14 protein-coding genes and 3 tRNA genes are annotated in these 17832 nt (G+C 39.7%); 13 read left to right on the forward strand and 4 right to left on the reverse strand.

From position 1 onward, the window contains the following. The 4 genes from MKY24_RS10795 (at window position 1) to MKY24_RS10810 (ending at window position 3218) form a co-directional block, all read left to right on the forward strand. Window positions 1-447: an OsmC family protein gene (locus tag MKY24_RS10795; protein WP_028542408.1), complete on the forward strand. Its 447-nt coding sequence runs from the start codon at window positions 1-3 to the stop codon at window positions 445-447. A 69-nt stretch (window positions 448-516) separates the two neighbouring features. Continuing rightward, entirely contained in the window at window positions 517-1602 is a 1086-nt protein-coding gene (locus MKY24_RS10800; RefSeq protein WP_069080485.1) for a lactonase family protein, read from the forward strand. A 777-nt stretch (window positions 1603-2379) separates the two neighbouring features. Beyond that, on the forward strand, window positions 2380-2535 hold the full coding sequence (locus MKY24_RS10805) for a hypothetical protein (protein ID WP_023988309.1): 156 nt from the start codon (window positions 2380-2382) through the stop codon (window positions 2533-2535). A 173-nt stretch (window positions 2536-2708) separates the two neighbouring features. After that, window positions 2709-3218: a hypothetical protein gene (locus MKY24_RS10810; protein ID WP_076294168.1), complete on the forward strand. Its 510-nt coding sequence runs from the start codon at window positions 2709-2711 to the stop codon at window positions 3216-3218. A 145-nt stretch (window positions 3219-3363) separates the two neighbouring features. Here the strand turns inward: MKY24_RS10810 and MKY24_RS10815 are convergent, their stop codons facing one another. Next, window positions 3364-3990: an FMN-dependent NADH-azoreductase gene (locus MKY24_RS10815; protein WP_025723667.1), complete on the reverse strand. Its 627-nt coding sequence runs from the start codon at window positions 3988-3990 to the stop codon at window positions 3364-3366. 240 nt (window positions 3991-4230) lie between these two features. On the opposite strand from MKY24_RS10815, the gene murI reads away from it, so the two are divergent. From murI to MKY24_RS10840, 5 genes are all read left to right on the forward strand, one after another. Then, a complete protein-coding gene (gene murI / locus MKY24_RS10820) occupies window positions 4231-5085 on the forward strand; it encodes a glutamate racemase (RefSeq protein ID WP_053325296.1) in 855 nt (284 codons plus the stop codon). Between the two features lie 92 nt (window positions 5086-5177). Then, complete coding sequence (locus tag MKY24_RS10825) at window positions 5178-5966, forward strand: aminoglycoside phosphotransferase family protein (protein ID WP_081327474.1); 789 nt, start codon at window positions 5178-5180, stop codon at window positions 5964-5966. Window positions 5967-6664: 698 nt separating this feature from the next. Continuing rightward, window positions 6665-6739, forward strand: a tRNA-Gly gene (locus MKY24_RS10830). 5 nt (window positions 6740-6744) lie between these two features. Further along, window positions 6745-6821 (forward strand) — tRNA-Arg (locus MKY24_RS10835). Window positions 6822-7001: 180 nt separating this feature from the next. Then, a tRNA-Leu gene (locus MKY24_RS10840) sits at window positions 7002-7083 on the forward strand. Between the two features lie 53 nt (window positions 7084-7136). Here the strand turns inward: MKY24_RS10840 and MKY24_RS10845 are convergent. The 3 genes from MKY24_RS10845 to MKY24_RS10855 all read right to left on the reverse strand — a co-directional run bounded on the left by MKY24_RS10845 (window position 7137) and on the right by MKY24_RS10855 (window position 9742). Continuing rightward, a complete protein-coding gene (locus tag MKY24_RS10845; protein WP_196773801.1) occupies window positions 7137-8165 on the reverse strand; it encodes a site-specific integrase in 1029 nt (342 codons plus the stop codon). Window positions 8166-8383: 218 nt separating this feature from the next. Next, the gene (locus tag MKY24_RS10850) at window positions 8384-8791 is read right to left on the reverse strand and encodes a helix-turn-helix domain-containing protein (RefSeq protein WP_339201925.1); all 408 of its coding nucleotides are present in this window, start codon (window positions 8789-8791) and stop codon (window positions 8384-8386) included. Between the two features lie 519 nt (window positions 8792-9310). Continuing rightward, entirely contained in the window at window positions 9311-9742 is a 432-nt protein-coding gene (locus MKY24_RS10855) for a sigma factor-like helix-turn-helix DNA-binding protein (RefSeq protein WP_339201927.1), read from the reverse strand. A 1403-nt stretch (window positions 9743-11145) separates the two neighbouring features. Here MKY24_RS10855 and MKY24_RS10860 point away from each other — a divergent pair. The 4 genes from MKY24_RS10860 (at window position 11146) to MKY24_RS10875 (ending at window position 17423) form a co-directional block, all read left to right on the forward strand. Then, on the forward strand, window positions 11146-11346 hold the full coding sequence (locus MKY24_RS10860; RefSeq protein WP_069080488.1) for a hypothetical protein: 201 nt from the start codon (window positions 11146-11148) through the stop codon (window positions 11344-11346). A gap of 84 nt (window positions 11347-11430) precedes the next feature. Next, window positions 11431-12159, forward strand: a complete 729-nt coding sequence (locus tag MKY24_RS10865; protein ID WP_176716864.1) for an ABC transporter permease — start codon at window positions 11431-11433, stop codon at window positions 12157-12159. A 17-nt stretch (window positions 12160-12176) separates the two neighbouring features. After that, window positions 12177-15287, forward strand: coding sequence for a type 2 lanthipeptide synthetase LanM family protein (locus MKY24_RS10870; RefSeq protein WP_339201931.1), 3111 nt, complete (start codon window positions 12177-12179; stop codon window positions 15285-15287). After that, entirely contained in the window at window positions 15288-17423 is a 2136-nt protein-coding gene (locus MKY24_RS10875; protein ID WP_339201933.1) for a peptidase domain-containing ABC transporter, read from the forward strand. Window positions 17424-17832: the final 409 nt, after the last annotated feature.

The following is a 17832-nucleotide window of genomic DNA, read 5'->3' on the forward strand; positions in this document are numbered from 1 at the left end:
ATGGAGCATACCTTTCTGCTCAAGGCAGACTGGAACGGGGGGCGCAACAGCGACGGCCGTATTGAGGCTGGACAGTTGCGGACTGCAATTTCGATCCCAGCTGAGATGGGGGGCCCTGGTGTGGGCACCAATCCAGATGAAATGCTGCTCGGTGCCGCTGCTACCTGCTATTTGATTACTTTGGCGGCGATGATGGAGCGCGCGAGTCTCCCGGTGGCATCACTGGCGCTGGAATCCGAAGGGATTGTCGATGTAACGAACAATATTTTTACATATCGCCGAATTGTGCATCGTCCGCAGGTTCAATTGGCCGCCGATGCGACAGAATCGCAGATCGAACAAGCATTGCGACTGGCAGAGCAGGCAGAAACCTCATGCATGATCTCGCGTGCCGTAGCGGGAAATGTGACGTTGTCCACAGAGCCCGTGGTGGAGCGCGCCTCTTAAAGCGATATTTGTAACAGGAGCAATCATTCCAATTGCCCATCATTTTTTTAATCCAAGGAGGACACAACCATGACAGCACAACAAAAATTGCTCGTATTCGCAGGCTCTTACGCCGAATTGGAAGGTAACGGAGTTTATTCGTACACTTTTAATGAACAGACAGGAGCACTTACACTACAGGATGAGTTCTCCGGCTTGAAAAATCCTACATTCTTGAATGTGGACGTCAAAAATCGGAAGCTGTATTCCATTGGAGAGACGACTTCTGCTGCAGGAGCGAAAGTAGGCGAAGCTTCTGCTTTCGAAATTGACCCAGTTAAAGGAACATTTACATTACTGAATCGTGCGGAAAACGTGGGTGCAACAACTTGCCACATTCAGCGTGATCCATCTGATCGTTACCTTATTGTAGTCAGCTACCACGGAGGTATGGTGGGACTGGTGTCTCTGACTGAGGACGGACGTATCGGTGAGTTGCTGGATGTTAAACAGCATGAGGGCAAAGGAGCGCATCCTGAACGTCAGGATCGTCCACATCCACATTCCAGTTTCTTTAGTCCGGATGGCCGCTTCCTGTTCGTACAAGATCTCGGCCTGGATCTGATCCGCGTTTACACCATTGATGACAACAAAGGACAACTGGTGCTTCATGGTGAAACGAAAACCCATGCAGGTGCAGGTCCACGTCATTTGACGTTCCACCCGAATGGTAAATTTGCTTTTGTCATTAACGAAGTGGATTCTTCCATTACTTCTTTTGCATACGATGCAGAGGCTGGCAAGCTCACTGAGCTTGAGAGCGTACCGACATTGCCGTCTGACTTTACAGGTGAAAACACAACTGCTGAAATTGCGATTTCGGGGGATGGAGCTTATCTGTACGGTTCCAACCGCGGGCATGACAGCATTGTGGTATACGCTGTAGACGGAGCAAATGGCAAGTTGAGCTTGGTCGAGCATGTATCTGCCGAAGGGGAGCATCCACGCCATTTTGCTTTGACTCCAAATGGTGACCATATGCTCGTGGCCAACCGCGACACCAACAACATTGTTACGTTCAAAGTGGACAAGGCAAGTGGACGCTTGACCTACACTGGGCAACAAGTAACCGTGTCCAAGCCAGTATGCGTACAGCCTTTTTACTTTTCCGTGTAAAAATTAGGAAAACATTAGGGGTAACTAAGTAACGGTATGCGGCTTGTGACCGCTACGAGGACGGATCATTCTTCCGATCGCTGTTGCCCCCGGATTTCTCGATTGTATGTTCAAGGGTAGAAATCCGGGGACAAAGGCGAACGCTCCGCTTCTTCAGAACAATTCCGTCCTCTCCGCTGCTTTAGTGCTTTTGGCGACCATTTTTTTATGCAGAAACAATAACTGAATACGTATATGTTGATGGTACTGATAGATTAACCAAGCATAGAAAATTTTTTAGTGAAAACGGCTCGTAGGATAACCTACAGCCGTTTTTATTTTAGGGCTTAGTCATTTCAAAAGAAGTCACTACCTACAAAAATAATATAAAATTTTATGGTTACAAATAAGATACGAATAATCTCGGCAGGAAAAGGGTACATATGTTATAAGCGGGACAAGAATCTCTCAATCCGATAATGCAAATCTAGGACAAGCATTGTGAGTTCCATATAAGGGTTAGAGGCTTAAAATAAAAGTATTATATTTGGCCTAAGTATTAGTTTAGGTCGTTGGCTTTTTTAGAGGCAAACTCATGAAAAATGAGCAATGGCAAGGATAAACTGAGTAACGAAGCGGGCAGATGGATTTCGGAGAAGCGATAGCGTTCGCCTTTGGAACTTGATTTTAACCATTAAAATATATTCAAAAAATCAAGCTCCAACAGCGATCGGAGAAACCATCTGATCGCGAAGTGGGCCTCACAGACCGATAAGAGTATATAAAGGAGGAAACGAAATGAAAATTATCATTACGCAAAAGGAAGCCGTCGACAAAGGAATATGGACAGAGATCATGGGGATGTTTGCTGTAACCAAAGAGGACGAAGTATGGCAAAATGAAGAGTTTATTCTCACCGAAGAACAGGCACGTCAGGTCGGATTATTAAGATAGCAAAGACAAATAGGACATGTTATCAAGTTTTAAGACCAAGTCTTAAAAAATCGTAACTTCTTTTTTATGTATCTGATACACTTTTTAACCGTGCAACGTTTATGATAAGTACACAAGGGTAATGAAGCTTACAGACACCGTGTACATACCCAAACGGCAAGGAGAGATCAGACATGATGAAACTAGCTTCGAAATGGACCGTATTGGCTTTAATGATGATGCTGATTACGACGGCAGGGGCAACAGCGCAAGGCTACACGCCTGTAGCAGCTGCTGAAAATCAGGAGACCGTATATATAAACCAAATGGAGATTCGTGACGGACAAATTTATTTGTCGGCAGACCCGATTGAATGGTATGAAGGCGCGGCAGCTGACAAAGCATTTGTGGAGCATGAAGGAAATACAGAATTGGATGGAGCTCCGGATGGCTACTACATCGTAAACAATTCCGTGCAAAATGACGTGTATCAGGTTGCACCAGATGCTTCGGTAGAGGTGCAGATTTATGATCACACGGGTAACATAGAAGATACAGACGTGCAATGGAACGAATCGATTCCTCTGGCACAGTTTGAGAAAGATTTTGCTAAAAAGGACGTTCTGGACCTCAGTCAATTTCCATACCATATTACGCTTCGTGAGGGTAAAGTTGTAAAAATCGTGCAGCAATTCATTCCTTAAAATAGAAGTAATCTCATTTCACAAACACGTGCTTTCACTTGATCATAGATCAGGGGAGCACGTGTTTTTTTATACTTTATAACAAAAAAAGAGGATATCCAGCCCATATAGGGCGCGGATATCCTCTTCTCTTCATAATATATGATTAGAACGATTTTGCTGTGTCTACTGCACGTTGTACAGCAGAAGCAACGATTTCTTGTGCTTGATCTGGAGATTGATTATGTCCTTCCAGAACAACTTTCACGATGTCTTTCACTCCGAAGAAGGATAAGATGTTGTTCATGAAGTTCAAAGACATTTCAGCTGCAGCAGCTGGTCCTTCGGAATAAACGCCGCCTCTTGCATTCAGCAGGGCTACTTTAGTTTCAGTTACGAGACCAACAGGACCTTCAGCAGTGTATTTGAATGTTTTACCAGCTTGGTTCAGGTAGTCAATGTACGTATGCAGTACAGCTGGAATCGTCATGTTCCAGAGCGGGAAAGCAAATACGACTTTGTCTGCTGCCAGGAATTGATCCAGGTAGCCATTAGCAATGTTTGCCAGGCGAGCTTCTTCTGCGTTCAGCTCCATGCCTCTAGCGGATTTGAACGTGCCGTTGATCATGTTAGCGTTCAAATAAGGAAGCTCGACGGAGAACAGGTCCAGCTCAGTGATTTCATCAGTTGGGTGGGAAGACTTGTAGCTTTCTACGAAGGCGTTATACAATTTAACTGTTGCAGATTCTTCAGCTGTACGATCATTAGCTTTGACAAATAATACTTTAGACATGATTTATTTCCCCCTAAGTAAGTTGAATAAGTAAGTTAAGTTAGTAAGTTACCAAGTAATATTACAATATAAAGATAATATCTGTCAACACTTTTATATTAAATTTACTTTGAAAAGCTACTTTATTTTTTACACTGAAAATTTTACGTGTTTCTTTTGCAAAATATCAGTTTTGCGGTAAAATTTAAATGTAAAGTTTAATGAAGAGAATGGTTTGAGTAGGCGAAGAAGAAAATGAACATGGTGCCAGCAAGATATAGCACAATAGTTGAACGAAAAAAGGTGAGTAGCTTGAAGATAGGTTTTTTTGATTCAGGATTGGGTGGAATTACAGTATTGTCCGAGGCACTAAGACGTTTGCCAAACGAAAATTTTGTATACATGGCGGATACCCTTCATGTGCCTTACGGGACGAAAACTCCCCAAGAGGTGCTTGGTTATGTCAAGGCTTCAGTACAAACGATTCTAAAAGAAGATGTTAAGGCATTGGTAATTGCCTGCAATACGGCTACAAGTATCGCGGTTGCGGAGCTAAGGAAAGAATATCCTATTCCGATTATTGGTATGGAGCCAGCAGTGAAGCCAGCGGTCGAGATGAACCGATCCAATGGTAAAAGAGTTCTGGTGTTAGCCACACCATTGACCTTGAAACAATCCTGTTATGCAGCGCTGGTATCCAGAGTTGACGATCATGGGAGCGTGGACTCACTACCTCTGCCGGAGTTAGTACAGTATTGCGAACAGTTGAATTTTGACCGGGCAGAAATGTCCGAATATTTTAACCGGGAGCTGTCTTCGTTCAATCTCGACATATACGGTACGGTGGTATTGGGGTGTACTCATTATCCTTTTTATAAGGAGATTCTAAGGGAACTACTGCCTTCTCATATTCAGTTAATTGACGGGAGCCAGGGAACAGTTAGACGGTTGAAACAGGTGTTGTCTGAGCGTAATTTGCTGGAGCCTTCGCCAAAATCCGGTCCATCGCAGGAGGGACACATTACATTTCTATGTTCTAGTCAGGATGAGACCTATGTGCATAAGATGGAGCGGGCGCTTGAAATCTATGCGGAGCATGAAAAGATTTATTTTTAAAAGAAGAGCGGCTGGCGAACGTGTTGGATCTTAGTGAAATATCCAAATCGCCAGCCGCATTGTTGATCAGACGCATGGGGGGAGGGCGTAAGATGGATGTTCAACTGATCCTGAATGAGCTTCACGAAACGGGCGTGCTTGAAAGCCATATGCGAAATCTCAAACCGCTGACCGGCGGAACTTCGAGCAAAGTGGTTGTTGTCATGGACGGAACTAAGCCGCGATACGTGATTAAGCAAAATGATCCCGCTGTCGTAGAAGCCGAGGCAGAATTCTTACATACCTATGTACAGGTTGAGAAACTATCGCGTTTGGTTTATGTAGATCCGTTGCACCGTTATTTGGTGTACACGTTTAGGTCAGGGCTCACACAGTATCATGGACGAAACAAAAGCGATTTGTTACTTCGTCTGGCGACGGAGGTGATCTCGCACTATAAGCCTTTTGGTGAGGAACGTCGTTATGGTTATCCGGACCACCCGTTTGTGGAATGGAGAGATTTTCTGCTGCACAGAACGAAGGAATCTGAAAAGATCATACAAGACGTTTTACCCCCAGAGGATCATCGGTTCGTCCATACCCTTGTGGCCGGATCGCCGCAACGGAATATTAAATATTTGCTTCATGGTGACTGTGGAGTACATAATTTTGTGTTTGCCGAAAATGGTACGTTGACAGGCATTATTGATCCTGACCCAGTCGTGGGAGAGCCTCTGTATGATCTGATATACGCCTTTTGTTCTTCACCCGATAGGCTGATCGTCGTGCTAATGCCACCTCCAATGGAGCTTGTCATGCCACGGTGTCCTGTATGCCCGAACTCTTTTTGCACTAATGCGCTGAAAGTGATGTTTTCCTTATCCGTTGTATACGTTGGGTGAAGCACTTTGACTACTTTATCGTTCCAGACCCAGTGCATGACTCCATTTCTCCATGTATAATTTATACCCATCTTAGGCAGGAGTGACAATGGAATATACAATTGACCGTTTTTCATAAACGTTTTAGGGATTGACTCATCCAGCGCTGTCATTGTTCCGTCTGAGTACCTGAAAATCTTTGATTGGTTAGGCATCAACCGTAGTGAAGGAAAAGGTACAGAATTCTCGGCGTCAAAATCCGCCCACGTGCTACCTGTCTTTGCATCCCACTTGATAGTTGCCAAGTGAGCTGTCTCCAGCCATTTGAATGGGAAAAACAAATTATTATTTTTCTTCAGCAGGGGAGCGGCCTTTATGGAGACGGAATCCAGCGATATGGAAAATTTGTTCAATTCGGCAGTCAATTGGTGCGGTACCAGATAGAACACAGCAGCATCCTCTGCGACAATGGGAAGATTGGAAATTGATTTCTCCGCATAACTCAGGGCTGTTGGTAGTATGTCAGAAATAAGTAGACAGGAATATACGAGTAGAGCAACAAAAATTCGTCTCATTGAATAAGCACCTGATTTCATTTTTTTATCATATATACCATAAAAACGAAAAAAAGTTACACAGATGTAATCTTTTATACTGACCACCAGTTTTTTTGATTAACTTAGTGGGGGTTCAAGTCCCTCCACACGCATCTTGTTTTTGCGGACGTGGCTCAGCGGTAGAGCATCGCCTTGCCAAGGCGAGGGTCGCGGGTTCGATTCCCGTCGTCCGCTCCATATTTGCGCCCTTAGCTCAGCTGGATGGAGCGTTTGACTACGAATCAAAAGGCCGGGAGTTCGAATCTCTCAGGGCGCGCCATTAATTTCATAAGCCGGTGTGGCGGAATTGGCAGACGCGCGCGACTCAAAATCGTGAGCGTAAGTCGAAGAAATAACCGCTGAAGCCTTGGTATTATTGGATTTGTTTAAAGTCAGATTTTAAAGTTCTCTCCTAGAGTTCTTTCCTTTTTCTAAAGGAGTTTTGGAGTTTCATAATTGTGCCGATGTGGTGGAATTGGCAGACACGCTGCACTCAAAATGCAGTGCCGTCAGGCTTGCCGGTTCGAGTCCGGCCATCGGTATTATCTAAAAGGTTCATTTTATTCCTTCTTGGAGTAAAGTGGACTTTTTTTCTTTACAACAACTCATCTAATTGTAAGCAATTGTTCATAGCTTGAGCAGAAGAAACCTTTGAACTGTAATCCAGATGAGCATAAATATTAGCGGTTGTTGAGAAATCACTATGCCCAAGCCACTCTTGAATTTCCTTCATTCCTACTCCATTAGCCAGTAACAGGCTGGCGCAACTGTGTCTGAGATCATGAAAGCGAATCCGCCGTAACCCGAATTTTTCAAGCATGAACGGAAAGTGCTGCGTAATATACCCTGGCTTGATTCGTTGCCCTAGTTTGTCCAAGTAGATATAATCTGTGTACTCTGTGCAATAAGACGAATGATATTGAATTTGATTATTCTCTTGCTGGGCTTTCAATTGTAAAAGCAAACTTTCAAAGGCTGGAATCAGCGGCAAGGTACGCCGACTAGCTTTGTTTTTTGTGCGATCTTTGGCAACTGTAATGTATTGTCCTTCTACAGATACAGAAATAACCGTATGTTGGATAGAGATCGACTTATTCTTGAAATCAATGGCATCCCATTTTAATCCTACAACTTCACTGCGGCGTAGGCCATAAAATGCGGCTAATTGAACAGCCAACTCAATAGGGTCTCCTTTGATAGTCTCAACTAACACCTTTATTTCTTCACTATCATAGAAGCTAGCTATAAACGTATTTTTCTTGGGGCGCTCGATTTTATCTGCCGGATTGGAAGAAATCAAACCTGTTTTAAACGCGTATTGAAGGGCTTTTCTAACATTAGCATGAATGCGAATGACGGTGTTGGGTTTGACTCCACGAGTCTTTAACTCGTATTGATAAAATTCTTGAATATGTTTCGGTTGCAAATCCTTTAGTAAAATTTCTTTTTCCTTAAAGTGAGGGACAATACGATTTTTCACTGCACGTGAATAGGAAGCATAGGTAGTGAGTTCAATCTGATGTTTCATCATTTCAAGCCATTGGAGCATGAAATCCGTAAACAGCAATTCAGCTTCCTTGATTTGAGGTGTTTCTTCAAACTGCTGTCGAGCTTCAAGCAACATGGCCTCAGCTCTTTTTTTGTTCCCTTTGATTGGAAGTCCCGTAGGAACCCACTTCGGCTTTCGTTTGCCATTTTCATCCTTACAGTTGAGAACAATATAGAAGAGTCCTTTTTTCCTGTAGGTGGCCTGCTACCATACTCAATCCTCCTTTATTTCGCAGCCTACAACCTACCATTAACACTTTAAATATAACACAGTATACTAGTTGGTTAAATGCTTTAAAGTGATAAAGTAAAGTTGTTTTCTGCGTTTATTTGTTGAGAATGTATCAATGATTGAAGGTGGGCTATAACGTGGACTTTCGGTATCTTGTAGGCACGTCCAATTTTAAAGTGAAGGATTCGATTCGCTTGTAAAAGTTTATACGTACTCTTGGAACTAATTCCACCGAGCATTTCGCATAATTGAGGGATAGTAACAACATCCGGATAGTCTTTAAATATGGTAAGTAGCAGATTCGTCTCCTCAACTATACAATCGGGCAATCTGGCATAGAAAAAAACTCCTTTCATGATGTATGTAGAAGCACACGACGGGCCATGTGCGTAGTAGAAAAAAGTCCACATGCAATCATCTCCATAGGATGAAGTTATATGTTTCAAGCTGCCGTTGGTAACTGGCATCATAGCTTTGGTCGTCCAAAGCTCTCCCTCATCCGAGCGGGCTGCCCCCAATACCGTGACGTTGGCCAGGCAGAAGTATCATAATCCCTTTCGCTGGTCATGGCGTTCATCCCACCACAGGATGATTCCGGCCGGAGAGGTGTCGCTCAAGCCCTAATAGGGGGCTCTCATGGCGCTTCCGCTTTGTCGCTTCTGTTTTCACAGCAGAGAAAGGAACGTATTTGACATGAATTATGAGATTTTCAAAGGTCAAGAAGCGATCAGAACGAATATCTGCATCCCTTTGATTGCTTCCTGATATATAAATGGGGGACAGACAGAAAAAAAGGCAACCATTTCAACAAATTTTTTTCTTTCAATGCATTTGACTTACTTAGCTTTTATTATACAAAGAAAGGGAGCATTTTCATTGAAACTCATTTAAACAGCAAGAAGCCATGAAAGAGTCTCTACATGGCTTCTTGCTGTTTTATTTATAACGACTAAGATCAAAGCGACGAGCAGCCAGAATAAAAGCTATCGTCATCTGTTGTTTGCAATCTTCATCAATAATTCCATTTTTTCTTGCCAATTTATTATTCTTTTTATCTTCACCAAAAAGTTGGATTTGATCTTTGAAATAGCTTGTCTACTTACCCCTAACAATTGAGCGATTTCTTTATCAGTTTTTTCTTCAAAATATTTGTAGTGTAACACCCGTGCCTCCTTTGGAGTAAGCTGGAGAACGTCCATCACCTGAGACAGCATAGAGGAAGGATTAACTGGTAATATGTCATGGGAACGAATAAGTAAATTGATATTGATTTCAAAATTTATGGCGTCTACAGAGATGCAGTGTGCTTTTTCACGATATAGTTTCTCTAAATAATCCTTCTTTGGACGTTGGAGACATGTCTTAACATAACTACTGAATGCCTTTTCAACTGCTTCCTTAGTTCTAGCTTCTGCTATCATAAATTCCCATTTCCTCTCTCTATTTAAATGGGGTACAGAGCAGAAAAAGGCAACCTCGGGTCAAAAAAACAAATATTGGAATCTATATCTCTATTCTCGTCATTTCTCAACAAAAAATGAACCTATAATTCCAACTTGATAATAAAAAAATTAAAATATACAATTGTGAACATTTAAATAGAAAAAGACGGGAGTTAGCTCTCTTAAGAGAGGACTACCCGTCTTTAGCTTTGTTCATGGTCTAGTCATTTTCCAGTAATTCTTTGAGAACTCGATACAGTTTTTTTTGCGTGTTGGGACTCTGCTGTAAAAGTAGCGTCAAACTGTCCAAAGCCCATTTGTTATGCTGAATCCCTGATAGGTGGTCATGTTCAAACAAAGAAAATAGACTATATATAGTTGCTTTCGCAATATATAAACAAATGGATTCCACCAATACAATGCACAAAGTATTTCTATAATTTGTTTTCTCCAATTATCTTTGTAAAAGTAATGTTGCAATTCATGTCGCATAATAAAGTATTGCTCCTCTTTAGTATAGGTTTCGATTGGCAACACAATTGTTGGCCTCAATAACCCATACATAATCGGATAATTAACAAGTGTTATTTCAAGTAATCTAATTCTTGAAGGTAATTTAATCTCATTTTGAAAGTGTTGTATTAGCTCATAATCTATATTTTATTAATTGAACAACTTTCTAAAGATTTTTTAAACTTAAAACTATAAATGAGCAAATTCGCTTCCAGTAAACTGTAAAATCAAAAGAATTGAGACAAAACGCGTTCCTGTGGTAAAAAGTAGTCACCACAACCCCATTTACAACAAGGAGAACATACCGCCATCATACCTGATCATGCCACATTACGCAACTATTTGTTGCATCATAGAGGCTTTCCATTCTTGTGTTGTCATAGCAACGTCCTGTGTCGCTCATGCTCAGAATGACATCTCGTTTAGCCAGGCACGCTCGGAACGCATGGCTCGTGAATTGACTACCTCGATCGCTATGAAAAATCATTCCGCGAGCATTTTTGCTTTACAGACGTTCTCAAAGGCTTGAATACAAAGTTCTGGTGAGTCTTTTGGGTTACAACAAAAGACACGTACCAACTCCAAATGTGCGACGCTACATCCCGAATAGGAAAATGTATCTTAACCGTGAGTGCTTGTTGGGGGGGCTCAATAACTAAATTAGTGAATGTGCTAAGTTTTTGATAGATGTCAAAGAAAATACACTTATGGCAAAGAAATTCCATCTATTTTTATTTTTGTTTGCATTTTGGAGAAAATAACAGTCACTATTTAGGTTTTTGTTTCGTTAACATAGTACAGGCATTAAATACCAGGATTCATGTTATGGTAGTAGATGCTTAGTACATGAGAAAGGTTGCGATAAGTTTATGAAGCAGTGGAAGAATCAGATAGCTAATCTGAAGGCGGACACGGAGAATCCAGTTGGCAGCGTACTGTCTGAATTGACAGATACTGAAATGGAGATGATTTCGGGCGGTATCGGGGCGTATGGATTTACGGATGGTGATTGTATTAGGACCATAACTGCTGGTTGCGATACTGTTTGTTATATTAAGGGCTGCTTCTAATCCAAAAGATTGGGATTTCTGAAAAAGGAAGTTTATTCTTTTTCAGAAATCCCAACAGTATTAGGGAGGGAGAGATCAAGTTTATTGAACGAAATTATTAAAACATTTAGTAAAAAGATTACGATTATTGCTTTATTATGTTTTATTGCCATTGTAGTAATATTTACATTCTCTTGGTTGCGCAATGTTGATGAGTTCACGGTCCTGGACATAATAAGAGGTACTTTAGGACCAATAAGCATGATTTTGATTATACCCTGGTCTATGATTATTCCCCCGATGTTGTTTATGGATGAGTATCAGTATCATACACTAAAGCAACTTTTTTTGCATGCACCTTCCCGCATATCTGTGTATTTTTATAAATTTTTGGGTATGACGGTTCATATTACTTTATTTATTGCTTGTTTATTTGCTGTACCCCTCGTAATGACGCTGGTTGCTACTCCAATAAATATAACCTGGGGAGTAGTAATGAATGTTTTATTTTTAGAGTGGTCATTGATACAGCAATGTGTTTTATATAGCTCCTTGGTAGTTATGATTGGTATATGGACAAAATCCGCTGCAGTAGCTGTAGGATTGGGACAAGGTATATATTTCATTCAGTTGTTGTTTGAAGAGTATTTATTATCTCAACAATGGTCCCATTTTCTGTTTATTCACCATGATGATTTGAGTGTGTATTTAAAAGCTCTTGATTTATCGAGTGGTCGGTTAGATTTTCCTATATCGTTATCAAAAAATATCGGATACATACTGCTGTTCTTACTACTTGGTCTTTGGAAGTTTTTAAAAAGAGATGTTGTGTGAGAAGGGAAGAGTGACTCATGGTAAACGTAGAGCGTGCTGAATACTGGTCAGAGTTTTTTTATAGTAATGAGTTGTACTTGCGTCAGAGTTTAAAGGAAGTATCCGATATTGATATCGAGGATGCTTCAGAGTTGTTAAGATATCGGTCTGATTGGAAGATACAATGGAGAGATTTAATAAATCGTGAGGTAGAGGCTCGAAATTTCTTGAATGAAGATAGTTGTTCCTTTTCAGGATTTGTAGTGAGATTTTTGTTATTCGCCCAAGATTTATTAGATGATAAGCAAAATGAGCAGTTGTCAAGATTAATTATTAAGGATGCTATTTATGAACATTTCTTTGCTTTTCTGACTGAAAGAGTTGTCGAATATAGTTATAAAACATTGATATTAGAATTGAATGTTCTAAGAGAACAATGCTCTTTAAAAGGAGATTCTTCAGAAGATAAATATCGCTATTTTGAAAGTTTATTATGGAATGTAGATTATTTAAGTCAATTAGCGGATGAGTATCCTGTGCTAATTAGTACAATGCTTCAAGTCACAAAACGTTATGTGGAACATTTGAAAGAAGTAATGACACGTTTTAAAACAGATATCTCGGATATCATTTCGTTTATGCCGGAAGTTGGATTTTTTGGTAAGGTTATAAAGTTCCGCATTGGTGCAGGTGACTCGCACAATGGTCGTAGTGTAACGATTTTAGAATTCGAAAGCGGCAATAAGTTGGTGTATAAACCACGTTCCTTAGCAGTAGATAAAAGATATTATGATTTTTTATCGTGGCTGAATCAGTTTGATCTTCCAAATATGCAGGTCATAAGAACAATAGATAGGAAGGAATATGGTTGGTCTGAGTTTGTACAGTTTTCTGAATGCAAATCATTAGAAGAGGTTGAGCGTTTTTATTTTCGCATGGGTGTACATCTTGCTATTATGTACATGTTTAATGCGACGGATTTCCATTATGAGAATATTATTGCTATGGGTGAGCAACCTATCATTATAGATTTGGAGTCTTTATTTCATCAAACATTGAACATGCAATTATTTGCTAATGACGCGAATGGACATGCCTATAAAATATTGTCTAATTCAGTGATGTCATCGGGTATGTTACCGCAATATGTTTATAGGACAAGAGTACATCAAGGCATTGATGTTAGCGGAATATTCGGATATGGAGATCAGGAAATACCTAATTCATCTTTACGAATTATACATGGTCGGACAGATAAAATGAGGCTCGAACGAGGAGCTTCTAAGACGGATAAAACGTACAATATTCCATACTATGATGGGCGAACAATGGACAGCTATCGCTATCTTTCTGAAATTAAACAAGGTTTTAGACAAGCCTATCAGATTATTATTGGTAACAAAACTCGGATCGAACAGCTTATTGGTGAATTCAGTTATGATAGAGTTAGAGTAATATTACGGAATACTAGATCGTATGTTGAATTGTTACGGACTTTGAAGCATCCGGATCTGTTGAGAGATGAATTGGATCATAAGGTAGTTGTTCATCGTTTATGGTTACAGTGTCTAGCCAATCGAGAACACTTAAACTTTGTTAAGTATGAAATGCGTGATATTGAAGCTAGTGATGTCCCCTATTTCTATACTTATCCAGCAAGTAAGGATGTTTGGGCGTCTAATGGTGATGTTATTTCAGATGTATTTAGAAATTCAGGGATAGAAATTGTCATGGATAAAATAGGGAAAATGGATATTCATGATTTGGAGGAGCAACTTGAATTGTTGAATATGTCTATTTCCGCTGCAAGGAATGACTTATATGTGCAGTCTATGCCTAAACTAGATTCTTATTCATCCGATTTAACAGACTTGCAAGTAGCGAATTGGAAGGATGAGTACATTCAAATTGCTACATCTATCGGAGATACTCTTATTCAATCTGCTGTAACTTCTTCCGACATGGGGTGTGATGAAGCGACATGGATAGGTTTGCTGTCTGATAGCAAAGAAGAGCGAAGATTAAGACTAGTTCCTGTAGGCTATGATTTATATAACGGTAATAGTGGGATAGCCTTATTTTTAGCTTATTTGTTCGATGTAACTGGCAATAGAGCCTACAAAAATATGGCGTTGCAGGCGTTAAAGCCATTAATTAATATTATGGAAAATAAGTTCGAAAACAGCTCTCTAACAATCGGTGCGTATAATGTGAATAGTATTGGGGGGGGGATTTTTGCAGCTTATCAATTATCTCTCTTATGGAATGATACTCAGCTATTGCAGGTTATCAAGGGATTTCTTCCATATTATATCCAACATATTGAAAATGATACGTTGTTAGATTATATTGGCGGGGCTGCTGGAGCAATTGATATACTACTACACATATATTATGGAACTGGCTGGGAGCTGGCACTTCAAGGTGCGGAAAAATGTGCCGAACATTTGCTACAAAATGCTCGAACGATGCCAGATGGCAGCGTAGTGTGGGCAATGAATTTGGACAATATTCCTTACGTCGGTTATTCTCATGGCATCTCTGGAATTGTTGCTCCTCTGTCATCGTTATATCGTGTGAATCATCGTAAAGAGTATATTGATTATATTGCTAGGGGATTACGTTATGAACGTGTTAATTATGATAGTAGGGTGAAAAATTGGATTACTCCTAAAGAGCCAGCTAGAGTAACATGGTGTCATGGTGCTCCGGGTATATTACTGTCCCGATTAAGGTTGTTAGAGAATGGATATTGGGATGAGTATATAGATGAAGAAATTAAAAATGCACTTTCTACTACAATTCAATCAGGGTTTGGGATAGAGCCAGTATACTGTCACGGAGATTTTGGAAACTTAGAGATATTACTAGCCGCGGATAAAGTTTTGAATAATCCTGATATTCGTAAGACTATTGATACTGTTAGAATGTATCTACTTAAATTCTTGCAAAATAACCCGTGGAAAAATACGGGTATCCATCGCGGGTTCGACATTAAAGGTTTGATGGGTGGTTTAGCGGGTATTGGATTTGGTTTATTAAAGCAAGTGAATCCTGATAGAGTTCCCAATATTTTGAATTTAGAAAATAAGGAGTCTTACACTCCTCATTTACTGCGGACAGCACATCGAGAAGTGGAGGGAGGGTAATTGTTATTTCGGCGTATACCATATATTGAACAAGTGAATCAAACGGAATGTGGTATTTCTTGTCTAGCAATGATATCTGCATACTATCAGCATGATATAATGTCGTCTGATTTTCAAGAGTTTGCGAGTGCAGGACGAGATGGTACAACATTATTAAGATTAAAACAAATAGCTGAAAGTATTGGTTTTAATGCTAGTGCTTATCGTATTGAAGATATTAATCAATTCAAGCAGATTGTCCTTCCAGCTATCTTACATTGGAATCAAAACCATTATGTTGTACTTGAAAAGATGAATAATCACTATGCTTACATTATTGATCCGAGTTGTGGGCGGCGAAAACTATCTTTATCAATTTTCATTCAGCAGTTTATGGGTTTTGTGATGGTTATGACACCAACAGAAAAAGTGGTGGCCGTAAAAACTCCCAATGTTTGGCTACCGATGCTAAAACTTGTTCAGACACATAAGAAAATGTTTATGTATATTTCATTACTTACTTTTATGTTGCAAATAGCCGTAGTAGGTATGCCAATTTCTATACAATACGTGATTGATTATGTTGTGGTGCCAATGAATCCCCAACCTTCAATAACTATTATTTCTGCAATTATTGGCTTTGTAATGATTTACATGGTAATTACTTTTGCTCGAAGTCGCGCCTTAGTGCGCTTACATAATGTTATTGATTATGCAATTCAGACACATTATTTCTCAAAGTTATTGAGGCTATCATATCCTTTCTTTCTATTACGTTCGTATGGTGATTTATTGTTTCGAGCAAATAGCTTGACCATAATTCGAAATCAGCTTTCAGGTATACTGATTACAGGCATATTAGATGGAGTGATAGTCCTTGTGTTATCCGTGTACATGTTACTAGTGTCACCGTATATGGCGTTATTAGTATTTATTCTCGTTAGTGTAGATATTGCATTTGTGTTCTGGTCGAAAAGATATGTTGCGGAAGTGAATCAGCAGCAGGTAGTGAGTATGTCAAAGCTTCAAGCTTTACAATCGGAGATATTGTATGGTATAGCAAACATCAAAACCTCTGGAAACGAGAACCAAGTATATATGCAATGGCTTGATAAGTTCAATGGATTATTGCAAATATATCGACGTAAGGAGTATCTGAATAGTTATCTTACGACCGTCAGTAATGGAGTGCAGTTTATGTCCCCTCTTATCATATTGGGAACGGGCATATTGATGCTTGATAAGGGGGGGATTTCTTTGACGATAGGGGTTTTGATTTCTTTTCAGGCAATTGCGACGCATTTTTTCTCCAAATCATCAAGTATCATGAATATGATTAATTCGTTTATTTTAACATCTGCTTATCTAAGACGAATTCATGACGTGTTGGAAGCTCCAACTGAACATAATGAGGGTAAATTGCAGGTACAAATCTTGGGGGAGATTTTGCTTTCAAATGTGACCTTTTCTTATTCTCGATATAGTCCTAAGATATTGAAAAATATTAATATACACATTAAACGGGGACAAAAGGTAGCTATTATTGGACATTCTGGTTCTGGCAAGTCTACATTAACGAATTTATTGATTGGTTTACTTTCTCCTACTGCTGGGCATATCTACTATGATGGAAATGATATGGCTTGTTTAGATATGCAGTTTGTACGTAGGCAAATGGGGATTGTGTCGCAAGATGTGACATTATTTAATCGGAGCATTTATGATAATATCGCTTTGCATCAAGTTAATGTTACACTTGAAGACGTAATACAAGCCGCAAAAGCAGCGAATATTCATGATGAGATTATGGCAATGCCTATGCAATATCAAACGATGGTCGCTGAAATGGGTAGAAATATTTCTGGTGGACAAAGACAGAGGATTGCTTGGGCAAGGGCAATCTTGATGAAGCCCTCAGTTTTGATTTTAGATGAGGCCACAACTGCCCTAGACTATAGGAATGAAGAACGAATAGATATGTATTTATCCAGTATTCATTGTACACGAATTGTGATTACTCATCAATTAAAGACAGTTATGAATAGTGATATAATCATTGTTCTAGAAAATGGTAGAATATGTGACATAGGTACACATGACCAGTTGTTATATAAGTCAAAGTATTATCAAGAACATTATAGAGAAATGTATATATGACATACTATAAGTCCATCTAAAATATTGCCCTGCAAAAGGAGAAAGTTAGGGATGTCTTTTCTCAACTTTACGATGATGTCTTTCGAATTCTTAACAATTTAGGACAATAATTTTCTGAACTTAACTATGGTATTCGTGTCACGGTAACAGTATATTGATTAATATTTTATGCTTGATTATCGTTTGCAACGTTTTAACGTCTAACGGGTAGTGGCTACCCAGATATGAGAAATGGTAAAACAAATAGCAGCAAATAGGTATTTTATTAGGAGTTGGCTCAGCAATAGTCGCTTATTGGTCAATACCTAAGCTTAAATTTTATGAAAAGAATACTTGCATATATGAAAAAAGAGAATATTATATTTTTCCATCTAAGTATAAATCTAAAAGATTATTGATTGGGAGGAGG

The sequence above is a fragment of the Paenibacillus sp. FSL P2-0322 genome (genome assembly GCF_037975315.1).
GTDB classification, from domain to species: Bacteria; Bacillota; Bacilli; order Paenibacillales; family Paenibacillaceae; genus Paenibacillus; species Paenibacillus polymyxa_B.

Bases quoted from the DNA above. Each gene is read 5' to 3' on its own strand.
- murI (WP_053325296.1), top strand. From the start codon at position 4,231: ATGGTGCCAGCAAGATATAGCACAATAGTTGAACGAAAAAAGGTGAGT.
- MKY24_RS10855 (WP_339201927.1), bottom strand. From the start codon at position 9,742: ATGATAGCAGAAGCTAGAACTAAGGAAGCAGTTGAAAAGGCATTCAGT.
- MKY24_RS10845 (WP_196773801.1), bottom strand. From the start codon at position 8,165: ATGTTGCTTGAAGCTCGACAGCAGTTTGAAGAAACACCTCAAATCAAG.
- MKY24_RS10795 (WP_028542408.1), top strand. From the start codon at position 1: ATGGAGCATACCTTTCTGCTCAAGGCAGACTGGAACGGGGGGCGCAAC.
- MKY24_RS10815 (WP_025723667.1), bottom strand. From the start codon at position 3,990: ATGTCTAAAGTATTATTTGTCAAAGCTAATGATCGTACAGCTGAAGAA.
- MKY24_RS10800 (WP_069080485.1), top strand. From the start codon at position 517: ATGACAGCACAACAAAAATTGCTCGTATTCGCAGGCTCTTACGCCGAA.
- MKY24_RS10810 (WP_076294168.1), top strand. From the start codon at position 2,709: ATGATGAAACTAGCTTCGAAATGGACCGTATTGGCTTTAATGATGATG.
- MKY24_RS10850 (WP_339201925.1), bottom strand. From the start codon at position 8,791: ATGATGCCAGTTACCAACGGCAGCTTGAAACATATAACTTCATCCTAT.
- MKY24_RS10860 (WP_069080488.1), top strand. From the start codon at position 11,146: ATGAAGCAGTGGAAGAATCAGATAGCTAATCTGAAGGCGGACACGGAG.
- MKY24_RS10825 (WP_081327474.1), top strand. From the start codon at position 5,178: ATGGATGTTCAACTGATCCTGAATGAGCTTCACGAAACGGGCGTGCTT.
- MKY24_RS10870 (WP_339201931.1), top strand. From the start codon at position 12,177: ATGGTAAACGTAGAGCGTGCTGAATACTGGTCAGAGTTTTTTTATAGT.
- MKY24_RS10805 (WP_023988309.1), top strand. From the start codon at position 2,380: ATGAAAATTATCATTACGCAAAAGGAAGCCGTCGACAAAGGAATATGG.